General features: G+C 37.4%; 6 protein-coding genes and 2 pseudogenes. All 8 read right to left on the bottom strand.

Features of this window, described 5'->3' with window-relative positions; genetic code table 11:
• Positions 1-23 precede the first annotated feature (23 nt).
• Positions 24-1,778, bottom strand: a complete 1,755-nt coding sequence (locus EGH73_RS05810; protein ID WP_123281071.1) for a S8 family peptidase — start codon at positions 1,776-1,778, stop codon at positions 24-26.
• A 148-nt stretch (positions 1,779-1,926) separates the two neighbouring features.
• A pseudogene (locus EGH73_RS05805) lies at positions 1,927-4,057 on the bottom strand (DNA topoisomerase 3).
• Positions 4,058-4,134: 77 nt separating this feature from the next.
• Complete coding sequence (locus tag EGH73_RS05800) at positions 4,135-5,193, bottom strand: DUF3945 domain-containing protein (protein ID WP_317124640.1); 1,059 nt, start codon at positions 5,191-5,193, stop codon at positions 4,135-4,137.
• Between the two features lie 238 nt (positions 5,194-5,431).
• Positions 5,432-5,575 carry a hypothetical protein gene (locus EGH73_RS14335; protein ID WP_317124639.1) on the bottom strand — a complete coding sequence of 48 codons (144 nt, stop codon included), beginning with the start codon at positions 5,573-5,575 and terminating at the stop codon, positions 5,432-5,434.
• A 100-nt stretch (positions 5,576-5,675) separates the two neighbouring features.
• Complete coding sequence (locus EGH73_RS05795; RefSeq protein ID WP_123281070.1) at positions 5,676-5,966, bottom strand: helix-turn-helix domain-containing protein; 291 nt, start codon at positions 5,964-5,966, stop codon at positions 5,676-5,678.
• Positions 5,967-7,445: 1,479 nt separating this feature from the next.
• Positions 7,446-8,612, bottom strand: coding sequence for a zinc-dependent alcohol dehydrogenase (locus EGH73_RS05790; protein WP_123281069.1), 1,167 nt, complete (start codon positions 8,610-8,612; stop codon positions 7,446-7,448).
• A gap of 33 nt (positions 8,613-8,645) precedes the next feature.
• On the bottom strand, positions 8,646-10,790 hold the full coding sequence (locus tag EGH73_RS05785) for a catalase (protein ID WP_123281068.1): 2,145 nt from the start codon (positions 10,788-10,790) through the stop codon (positions 8,646-8,648).
• A gap of 164 nt (positions 10,791-10,954) precedes the next feature.
• A pseudogene (locus tag EGH73_RS05780) lies at positions 10,955-11,170 on the bottom strand (IS1380 family transposase); the annotation flags it as partial.

The raw sequence follows: 11,170 nt of genomic DNA, 5'->3' as shown, positions 1-11,170 counted from the left end.
ATAATATCAAGTAGTCATTTAAATTAAATAGTGGGTTTTGTTAAGGAACGACTAATTAAAGCTTTAATACTTTCGTTATTAAGATGCGGATAGTTCTTTATTAACCTAGCAGCTAGATTTGCAGTTAATGGTGCGGCAAAGCTTGTACCAACATCTTGCATGACTCCAATATTTGATTTAGCTGAAAGTAGTGTTAGTGCTGGTTCATCTACCCAATCTAAAGTATTTTCATCATAATATCCCATGTCTCCACCACTTTCAATAACATCAGGCCTAAAGTAGTTCTGATTATTTTTCTTCAAATTATATATAGCTGAAAGATCAACATGACCCTTTCTGGTATATAGCGCAGGAAACTCACGTCCTGATGCAATACCTACAAATGCTCCATCTTTTATATTATCAGCTGAAGCACCAACTACAAAATTATTGAGACTATCTGCTGGAGTCGACAAGTTAGTGTGTTCATTATTGAAGTATTCTAGATCATAGTTGGAGTTTTCTGCAATACAATCTTCGTTGTTACCAGTACATATAAAAATTAGACTGTTAGTTTCATATGCAAATTTATCAAGTGCATATGTATAGTCAGAAAATGCTTCGTTCGTACTCATATGACAGCTATAGCAAGTAGTTAAAGTAAAGAGTCTAATATAAGGATACTTAGATTTAACTGAATAAAGCATTTCCAAAAGTTTCAGCTCAGATATAAATCCGTTACCACTATCACTAATTTTTATGGATAGTAATTTTGCATCGGCTTTGATTTCTCCTTCAAAATTATTTCTGTGATTTAGTTTACCTAAGGCGACTAATCCACCCACTGCAGTACCATGCCCTAATCCACGTCGACCAGCCTGGTCTACAAGAGGGCTACCGGCAAGAGTAAATGTATCATCATTTAACAATATTGTAGCTAATGCGCTATCTTGTGAAATTCCAGTATCAATAATACCCACCACGGGCAAATCTTCTGCGGCATTCGATATTTCAAAACCGAATTCACGTCGAACTGTATTAAAACCTCCTGGTTTTACTGTGGTAAAAGCAGAACAAGTAGCGCTTTCAATAATATCAAAATTTGAAACTATTATTTGTATTTGATCAGGAGTAATATCACGTAATTCAATTCTATCATTTTCAACATCATAGTTGTAATGAATATTATTCTTGACAAGATAATTAAACAGTGTATCTAAAATTCCATACTTTAATTTGCTATCTAATGGTAGATCTATTAGAGATAAATAAACTATTTCTCCTAAATGTTCCATAGAAAATTTTAGAATATCATGTGCTCTTAAAAGCTTAAAATTCGAGATATATTTAATATTAGCAGAATATTTAACGGACTTTTTATCAATTTCATTTTGGGTGAAATTGATAACGTCATTGATAAAATTTTGAAATTTTTCTTTATTGGCCACAGCAAATAAGCCCCTTTTAGCAAAATCGTAAAAAGCAACACCTTCTAGACCATAATCATTATAGTAAATTGAGAAATACTTTTTTATTTCGAAAAGACCCTGAAAACTTATTTCGACGTAATCAATATCAATTGGAATCTCCAATTGATGATCCCTCTCTTTATATTTTTTAATAATATCACGTTCAAATTTCTGCAAATTGCGACGTAATACTGAGGCTAACATAAAATAGTTTTTAGGAGTATTATCTTTTTCCCCATTATTACTATCGAAGCCATAATTGTACTTGAAATCTGTAATTTCAGATAACTGTTTTTCACTCAAAAATTTTAGATGAGATTTTTTACTCATAGAAAGAAGTTATTAGTTTTTGGGGTCTTTACTGTTAAGCCTGTAATAGTAGTAAATATAGCAAAAATAAAATTGCAAAAGTATATAAATTAACAATTTAAGAGTTTTATTAATAATGGATAATAATGCTGCGACTCATTATATCATCCTAATTATTATCAAACTCAAATAATACTGTAAAATCATCTTTGAGACTTAAGCAAGCTTTAAACTTTTTCCCGTTTTTGCTTTTCATATTTTTGATGAGCGGTGTTTTTCCTGTTGTTATGAGGGAAGTGATATGATCGACGCTGAGTTGTACGCCGCATATTATTCTGAATAAGATCCATTGACATTGCTCATCCGGGCATTTGACTATTTTGTATTTGATAATGAGATTATGCTGCTGGCAATTGGGACATTTGAGTTCTGGGACATTTTCTTGAGGAATGTTGAGTGATAGCAGTTCTTGGGTGATTTCCTTCGTGTAGTTTTTGATGTCGCTGATGAACTGGATTGCATTGAGTTCTCTGTTTTCAATCTGATGGAGTGCCATCTCCCACTCTGCGGTCATCCGGACATTGGCTATTTTTTGGTCTTTGATAAGATCATAAACCTTTCCGCCTTTGTAGGTTGGGATCAGTGTTTTGCTTTTTCTGGTAACGTAATTTCTTGTGATCAAGGTTTCAATGATGGAGGCTCGTGTAGCGGGAGTACCAATACCAATGTTTGCTAAAACTTTTTGCTGTTCTTGGTCCTCTATTTGTCTGCCTGCATTTTCCATAGCAGATAACAGGTCTGCTTCAGTATAGAGTTTAGGGGGGGCTGGTCAGTTTTTCCTTCAGTTCTGTGGATGAGATTTTAAGCTCATCGTCTTTTTTGAATTCCGGAAGTTCAATGAGTTGGGGTTCTTGTGTCTCGTTATTGTTGCTATTATTCTTGCTTTTATTATCTTGGTCTGGGCTCGCTTCATCAGACAATAGGCCTTTGATGGCTCGCCAGCCTTTGTGCAGTATCTTGGAGCCTCGGATGCTGAATTCGTATTGATGGACTTTGATAATGATGTGGCTGACTTCTTTGGAGCAGTGCTCTGATAATGATTCAATCAGGCGGTACACGATCATATGGTAAATAGCTTTTTCACTGGCGGCCAAAGCGGATGGGATTTTGGTAGTAGGTAAAAGACCGTGGTGGTCTGTGACCTTGAGATCATTGACAATACGTTTGTTGAAATTTCCGAACTTGAGTGTTGATATCGCTGGCTTAAATGGGTCAGTTTGATGGAGTATTCTTATGAGTTCAGGGATTTCCGGCCAGAGGTCTTCGGGAATATATTTGCTTCCGGTTCGGGGATAGGTGATGAACTTTTTTTCATAGAGACTTTGGGCAGTCTGTAAAACTTCATCTGCTGATAATCCGAGTTTTCTGTTGGCTTCCTTCTGAAGTTCTGTTAGATCAAAAAGTAGTGGGGATTGTTCTTTGATGGTGCTGATAAACACATCTTCTACTGTAGCTCTCCCCTCCCGCTCTATAGATTTTAAAACCTGCTCTGCCTTTTTTTTGTCTTCCCATTGCTGATTGGAAAGACTGCTGAAATTTAAATAATCTTTACGGTGCTGTAACTGGATCTGCCAATATTTTTTTTGTTTAAAATTTTTGTTCTCCTGGAATCTTTTGCAGATCAATGCTAATGTTGGGGTCTGAACCCTGCCTAAGGAGTAGACATCGTTGTTCTCTGCAATGCTTAATGCCCGTGTAGCATTAATTCCGACCAGCCAGTCGGCTTCGTTTCTGGCTTTTGCTGCTTCATAAAGACCATCGAAATCTGAACCGGGCTTAAGGTTTTTAAAGCCTTCCTGTATGGCTTTTTCGGTCAGTGAACTGATCCATAGTCTTTCAAATGGTTTTTTGCATTGGAGGTAGTCATAGATATATCGGAAGATCAGCTCGCCTTCCCTTCCTGCATCGGTTGCAGCAATAATGCTTGTGCATTGACTAATGACATTTTTAATGATCTTTAGCTGCTTTAAGACACAGGGGTCTGGCTGGTAGTTTTTTGATAGGTTTTGCTTTGTCTTTCTTGGAGTGAGGATAAAGGGAATGGGAAAGATAGGCAGAGAGGCTTTTTTAAAGCCTCTGATGCCATAATCTTCCGGCATTCCCAATGATAGTAAATGACCTAATGCCCAGGTCACGCAGTAGCCGTTTCCTTCAAAATAGCCGTCTTTTTTATTGTTGGCTTTGAGAATTTGGGCGATTTCTCTGGCAACACTAGGTTTTTCTGCAATGATGGCTTTCATAGTTTTGGATTTGATGGTTGTTGTTATGGTTGATTTATGCTTGGCAAGTCGAAGATTGTGAATGGAAAGGGATTCCATTACATTTTTCTTCCTCTAGATCTGGCTGGTTTTTTCTGCTGTTCCTTCTGCTGATTGTTGGCAGCTTCCTGCTGTTTGGATTGAAGCGGTTCTTTGATGTTTTTGGTCGCTTCATTGGTTTTACCATCGGTGTTAACAGCCGTCTGTGTTTTATGAGCTTCTGATGGCTGGGTTTTTTCCCTGAGCTTGTTGGGGTTGGTAAATGAGAAGTCAGTTTTCGCAGTCTCTTTGTTAAAAGTTATGTAGCCCTGGTATTCTTTGCCTTTGCTGTCAACAAGACCGCTGATATAGACCGTCTCCCCTGCCTTGAATTTTTCATACTGTTTGTCATCCAGTTCTTTGTCTCTGAAAATCCTTGGGGGTTCGCTGTTTTTATTTTGCTTTTGGTTTTGCGGATTGCTTTCTTTTTGAGACTGGCTATGCTGCTGCTTTTGATTGTTGTCGAATATGAATTCAATATAGCGCTTATAGGCATTGAATTGCACAGTAGCATCGAAGGTAGCGCCTTTGGTAGAAGTCATGCCTTCGAGATAGAGTGGCTTGCCTTCTAAAAGGGTCTGTTTCTGGTGCTCGTCCAATTTAATTCCTTTGATCTCGTCTGGGATTTTCATATACTCTGCCCTGTAAGCCACCAGTTCATTGGTAAGGCGGTCACGGCTGATCACGGATGGAATGATCTCATCGGTCTTGGGATTGACCAGATCAACGACTCTTCCCATATTGCCGTTTTCCATAAGGTTCTTTTTGTCTTCTTCACTGAACTCGTGGCCTAAGAATTTGAGGTTAAGATTGGGTTCCCTGCGGATGCCGTGAAGCTTAATGCCGATGTCGCCTGTATCCCCTTCCTGTAGGGATAGCCGGACGTCCATTTTGCTGACGGCAGCGCCGAGGTTAATGGTGATAGGAATCAAAGTATTGGTCTTGTAGCCTCTGAGCAGAGGATCTAGGGCATTCATCTTTTCAAGCTTTTCCCGGGTAAGCCCGAATTTTTCCATTGTTTTCCAGTCGATCTGCTCCGGCTGGAAACGGTATTCCTGGTTGTCTGTGTTGTTTTCCATTGTTTTCTGATTTTTTAATGGGTTGGTATTTTTAGGTAAAATCTCATATTCTTTGAGTTGTTCTTTCTCTTCAGGAGATGCCTGGTTAACATACTGCTGAAGGTCTTTGGCAATATCGACCGCATCATATTCCGAAACTTTGAAGAAGTTGAAATGCGTCGGGTTTTTAAGTTGCCGGTAAAAGTTGGAAAAGAAGTTGGAGAACAGATCGCCGTGCTTATCGACCCTGATAAGCTGTTCATTTTCTTTCTACTGTTTGCAGGTTGCCTTCTTTATCGATTCCCCTGACCATCTCTATCGTGTTGTTGTGGATGTTCAGGACCAAAAGCGTATCCGTTGCAGGCTTGATTTCATTGGTATTAGTGGGCTGGTTATCTTCCATCACTCACTATTTTATCATTTTTTATGGACGGAAGATACCTGGAAGCCCGCCCGGTAATTTCAATAGGGAATCTTTCCGAATGATTTGGCTTTGTTTGGCTTTACTTGATCTTTGAATTCAGGCTGTTCCTGATGAGCTGGTGGACATCCGAAAGCTTGTAATAAAGCTTGCCGCTGATGGTATAATACGGCAGCTTTTTGTCAGTGCGGTAACGCTGCAAGGACCTCGAACTGATCTTCAGCAGTTGCAATACATCCTGGTTGTCGAGCAGCTGTTCCCCGTCGATCTCGATGTACTTGGATTGTTTTGATATGATATGTTCCTTGACTAGGTCGAATCGTTCCATGATCCGTTCCATCCATGCTATAAATTCTGTTCTCTCGATATTCATTGTAGTAATTGTTTGATGTTAATATTTTGAACAGTTGATCAACTTTTAATGAGGTAAAATTGAACATTGAACAGCAATTAAAATCACTACTTCTTCGGAGTACCGATAAGATTTTTTAAATTCAAAAAAATATAGTTGTTAAAGATCGAGCACTGATCAGTATTAAAATAAGTTTTTAGAAGGACAAAAATTTAATGATTTCTACTTCTTAAAAACTTTCATGGAGATAGAAAAGTTTTTTATGAATAATTAAAGTCAAGTATAATTTTTTTAAGAATACTTGAGTAAAATTAATATTTTTAATCGAAATAAAATATTAATGATTTAAGCCAAATTGGTAAGGTTAATTATATAAAGTAATAAAAATTAATTTATTTCTCTTTAAAAAGTAATAAATGAATCAACAACCGAACAACTTATGGAATAATTTATTAGCATTTCCCAAAAGTCTTTTATACCTTTTATTCAAAGTTTTGTGATCTTTTATAAGGAATCTGCAGTCATTCCGTTCAAAAGACTACGGTGACAGAGGAAATAATCAAAATGCTTTTCGTAAGATCTAGTCAGAAATTCATTTATCAAAATTCAGAAAAGTGATTTTCAATGATGGCAAATCGAAATGTGGGGCTACATGTTCGAGAGTATTATGAGACAATAATATAGACTGCTGTTTCAAAATGGAAAAATTTTCGTTTTTCTTAATAATATCGAAAATGAAGCAAAATCACATATCACTTCTGGTAATCTCTTTATATAACTCTTCATGAATTATTTTCTATTCGTTTTTTTAATTGGGAACAAAACCGAGACAGACCGAATTCATACAAAATCATTTTCCTATAGGTTTAGGATCATCATCAAAAATATGCACCAGATGAGATTCACATCGGCCACATACAAACTTTACCTCTCTCGATATTGTGAGACATGTCTTTTTTATATGTAACCGTTTTTACCTAGAGGCTGATAAAAAGATGTTCATCCACGGGTGGTTTTGAACTGCATAAATATATAGATTTTTCGCATACTGCTCAGTAGTAGTACCTTTTTCTTCAAATGGGGGAAATTAGCCAGGGGACACTGTCTCGGTAACGGCCTTTTTTACTACTTGATAAAGCTTAATCTCCTATATTTTTTTGCACTCTGCATTGCTTACTACTAAAGATCGCGTTCCTGTTATAGAATCGTATGGATTTTTAGACATTAAATTAGATTATGACAAATGTCGTCGTCCGAAAATTAATAAGGGGCCACTTACAAGAATTTAAATTTTCATATCTGTGATTTTATGTGAAACGTATTATCATTTACGATATAAAAGATTTTTTAAATTGTTTTTATACGACCATAGGTGAATGTTCTAAATCACAAATATTAAAATTAAATATTGTCTTATTAATTTTGAATAATAAGATAATTTGTTGAAATGAAAAAACTGGAGATTATTAAATCTCCAGTTTTTTCTAAATTAATTGTTTGCTATTTCCAAGGGTCTAAAACAACTTTGACACAATTATCTTCTTTCTTGTGAAATATTTCATAACCTTTTGCCACTTCGTCCAGAGACAATCTGTGTGTAATGATATCATCTAATCTTACTTGACCAGTTTCTACATATTTTAGCAATTTGTCCACAATGGCGTGGACTGGAGACTGCCCTGCTTTCAACGTAATTCCTTTGTCAAAAATTTGACCGACTTTAAAATTATCATAATTAACTGGATAAACGCCCAGAACTGAAACTATTCCTCCACGGCGAACACCACTCATACAGGCTTCTAAAACTTTAATAGAGCCTTTCTCAAAATTCAGAACAGCTTTAGCTTTATCCAATAAATTTCTTTCAGGTTCAAATCCAACCGCATCGATACAAAGATCGGCACCTCTACCTTCTGTCATATCTCTAATCTGCTCCACAGTCTGTTCTGCATCCTGCCAAAGAATGGTTTCGCAGCCTGTCAGTTTTTTAATTTGATCCAATCTATATTGCAATGTATCGATGACAATTACTTTTCCTGCATTATGAAGAATAGCACTCTTTACCGCCATAGAACCTACTGGACCTGCACCGAAAATTGCAACAGACTCACCACCTTTCAATTCGCCCCACATTACACCCGTGTAGCCCGTTGGGAAAATATCAGTCAGGAAAAGAACTTGTTCATCTGTCAGAATATCTGGTACTTTTCTAGGACCGAAATTAGCATAAGGCACGCGGACATACTGCGCCTGTCCTCCGTTATAACCGCCATACAAATCGGTGTAGCCAAACATTCCTCCTCCTTTTTCGGTTAAGATTCCGCCTTCAGGACCATAGTGATCCGGATTGCTGTTTTCGCAAGCTCCCGGTAAATCGTGCTCGCAGAAGAAACATCCCCCACAGGCAATTGGGAAAGGCACAACTACTCTATCCCCTCTTTGAAGATGCGAAATATTCGGTCCTACTTCTTCCACGATTCCCATAAACTCGTGTCCCATAACCATTGGTTTAAGCTGAGGCATTCCTCCTGAGTACATATGCAAATCACTACCACAAATGGCTGTGGATGTCACTTTGAGAATAATATCGTTTTGATCTTCTATGATTGGATCTTCTACTGTGTCACATGTAATTTTACCCGGTGCGTGAAAAACTGCTGCTTTCATAACTTTAATATTTTTTGATGATTTGATATGATTTTAGGCTGGATTATTTCTTTCAACTTCCAATTCCCAGACGCGGTGATTCGCAATGGCTTTGATGAATAATTCATCTGCATTTTTAATTTCTGAATTGACAATCGCAGGATCGTTGTGGGTTTTTGTTGCCACATGACTTGCTTTGTAAATGGCTTCTGTTTCTTTACCAAAATAGATGGATTTACAATGCTTATATGCCTCATTCACAAAATGAATTGTACCTGGTTTATTTTCGACATTCATAAGAATATCGACAGAACCTTTTCCGCTGCACAGATACAAAGCATCAAAACATACACTTGCTGTACTGGTTAAAGAATGTTTTGGAATGAAAACGGTTCCGTCATCAGCAGTAACTGGTGCGAGGCTTCCAGCGATGATCTGTACCTCTGCGCCTTTCTTTTCCAATTTTGATTTTAACATCCGAACGTCGGTTGCATTCACTCCATCTTCCATTATAAAACCAATCACTCTGCTTTCTATGGAATCTTTTGCTGTATTTTTCATACTCAAAGCTTTCGATTCAGCTATGCTTGGTTCAGTTTCTTTACTTTGTAGGCTTTTGGGATCAGCATCTGCAGGAATACTGCCATTGGGCTGTTTCAGTTTCACCACATCTACTCCAACTTTCTTCGCAACAACTGAAGCCAAATCTTTGTTGATGAATGATAACTGCCCCACCAATCTTTCTCTGATCTCAGGAATGGTCACTTTTGACAATTCGAAAATCAATGCTTTTTGCAAGTGTGTTTTTTCTGGCTCAGATTGACTGTTGTAGAATAATTTGGCTTGAGAATAATGATCAACGAAACTTTGGCTTCTTGCACGAACTTTGGTTCCGTCCACTCGCTCTGAATGAGATGTGAATCCGCCATCTTTCATCATAGCTTGGAAAGGACATCCGCCACCAATAGAATTGGGTTCATAACTGACTTTTCCTTTGACGATTTGTTGGCGCATATGTCCATCTCGTTGATTGTTGTGAACAGTATTGATTGATTTATTGATTGGAATTTCGTGGAAATTAGGTGACCCTAATCTTGACAATTGTGTATCGGTGTAAGAAAATAATCGGCCCTGCAATAATGGATCATTACTGAAATCAATCCCTGGAACCAAATGTCCCGGATGAAAAGCAATCTGCTCCGTTTCTGCAAAGAAATTGTCGGGATTTCTATTGAGTGTTAATGTACCGATGATTTGAACAGGAACCAATTCTTCAGGAACTAATTTCGTTGGGTCAAGCAAATCAAAATCGTAATCGTTTTCATTCTCCTCAGGAATCAGCTGCACGCCAAATTCCCATTCTGGAAATGCGCCATTTTCGATGGCTTCCCATAAATCTCTTCTATGAAAATCCGGGTCTTTTCCTGAGATCTTTGTTGCCTCGTCCCAGGCTACGGAATTAACGCCCAACTTCGGTTTGAAATGGAATTTAACGAAATGAACATCACCTTCATTATTAATGAATTTGAAAGAATGAACCCCAAAACCTTCCATCATTCTATAACTTCTTGGAATGGCTCTGTCACTCATCAACCACATAATCATATGCATACTTTCAGGCATTAATGAAATAAAGTCCCAAAATGTATCATGCGCAGAAGCTGCTTGTGGAATCTCATTATCCGGTTCTGGTTTTACAGCGTGTACGAGATCAGGAAACTTCATCGCGTCCTGAATGAAAAATACGGGCATATTATTCCCTACCAAATCATAATTACCTTCATCGGTATAGAACTTAACTGCAAATCCTCTAACATCTCTAGCCAAATCGGTGCTTCCACGGCTTCCTGCAACTGTAGAAAATCTTACGAAAACGGGAACATCTTTTCCTACTTCTGTCAGAAATTTTGCTTTAGTATATTTTTCCAGACTTTGCGTCAATTTGAAAACGCCGTGTGCGCCGGAACCTCTTGCGTGAACTATTCGTTCAGGAATCCTTTCGTGGTCAAAATGGGTGATTTTTTCTCTCAGAATAAAATCTTCCAATAAGCTCGGACCTCGCTCTCCAGCTTTGAGAGAGTCCTGATTGTTGTTGATTTTTAATCCTTGATTGGTTGATAGTGTCTGATCAGAATTGTCAGTTGTATGATCCTGAATTTGTTGGACCTTAGAATTGTTAGTTAACTGTTTTTTTTTCATTAGTAGGAATATTTGTATCTAAGATTACAAAATCCATTCCACTAAAATAACTATCAATTATTTACGAATATACCAAAAATTCCTAACCATGAACATAATAAATTTTTACGAAATATGAAATAGTACGTTTTAGGGCTAGCAAACCAATGTGCTTTTAACCCAAATCACGCAGTTGAAATTTTTTGAGATAAGTCTATGGGGTAATCCCAAATTCCGACGAACCATTTTCTGCGTTTTTTGGTGAGTGCAATCTTCAGTTTGAGTGTGTCACCTACTTTTTCAAAATAAGCTCCAATAGCAAAGGTTCTATATCGTAGTGTAGATAATGTTTTCTGCGTTTTTTCTTGAAGAACAAACAGCCTGAAAATTGACATCAGATT

Origin of the sequence: Epilithonimonas hominis (assembly GCF_003730015.1) — a bacterium.
Lineage (GTDB): Bacteria > Bacteroidota > Bacteroidia > Flavobacteriales > Weeksellaceae > Epilithonimonas > Epilithonimonas hominis.
This window is presented reverse-complemented; position numbering and strand designations above follow the sequence as displayed.